This is a genomic window from Micromonospora aridisoli (assembly GCF_056150025.1).
This window is the reverse complement of record NZ_JAXCFK010000051.1, coordinates 1-737: the sequence shown is the minus strand read 5'-3', so window position 1 is coordinate 737 and position 737 is coordinate 1. Positions and strand designations below refer to the sequence as shown.

The 737-nt window shown below is 36.6% G+C and carries 2 protein-coding genes; both read right to left on the bottom strand.

Features of this window, described 5'->3' with window-relative positions:
- On the bottom strand, window positions 1-364 hold a 364-nt coding region (locus tag SM447_RS29275; RefSeq protein ID WP_474576102.1), incomplete at its 3' end, for a hypothetical protein.
- Window positions 365-433: 69 nt separating this feature from the next.
- Window positions 434-737, bottom strand: a 304-nt coding sequence (locus SM447_RS29270) for a hypothetical protein (protein ID WP_474576101.1), incomplete at its 5' end; no start/stop codon positions are given.

Below are 737 nucleotides of genomic sequence, written 5' to 3'. Positions count from 1 at the left end.
TATAGGTATTAGAATTACCTATACCGTATTTGGACAAATCGAGTGTCTCTAATAGTGTTCGATTGGCATTTTGTAACTCTGAAGAGGTTTCAAAACTGGGGAGTCCTATGGTAGTATCGAAGTTAAGATTAGCAGTACTTGGATTTGTAATAGTGAGTATTGCGGTTGCTAGGGCAGACGTATTAGTAGCGGTGTTGATTTGTGCAAAAAGAGCTTCTGGAGCAACTGAGATTACAGGTGGTTCTACTACTGTGAAATTTACAGGTAGTACTACTGTAGTGGTATTTGGATCGTTGTGAGTAATGTTTATAAAAGCAGTATAGCTACCTATTTCTAGATTTCTAGCATCAAATTTTATATCCAATTTTTTGGAAGATTTGAAAGGAATAGTTCCTAGGGTAGGTGCTACGGTGATAATAGGAGCGTGGTCATCTCAATCAATTAGTTCAAAGTTGTCGATGTCTAATGTAGATCCAGTAACCTCCATAGCGGAGAGTACGATTACTTCTTCAAAAACAGGAGCAAAGCTTGTACCTACATAGACCAATTCATTATCAATGAATAAGTAATATTGAGAAGTGTCTTTGTCGATACTCAATTTTATTTCAAAATATCCTGAAGGTATGGTGATAGGAAGGATATCATAGTTATTTCCTGATATATTTGCTCCTATCGTACCGTTTGGAAAAAACCTAATTCGTGTATTTCTAGATCTAAGCGATGGTGCCTGAGGTTGT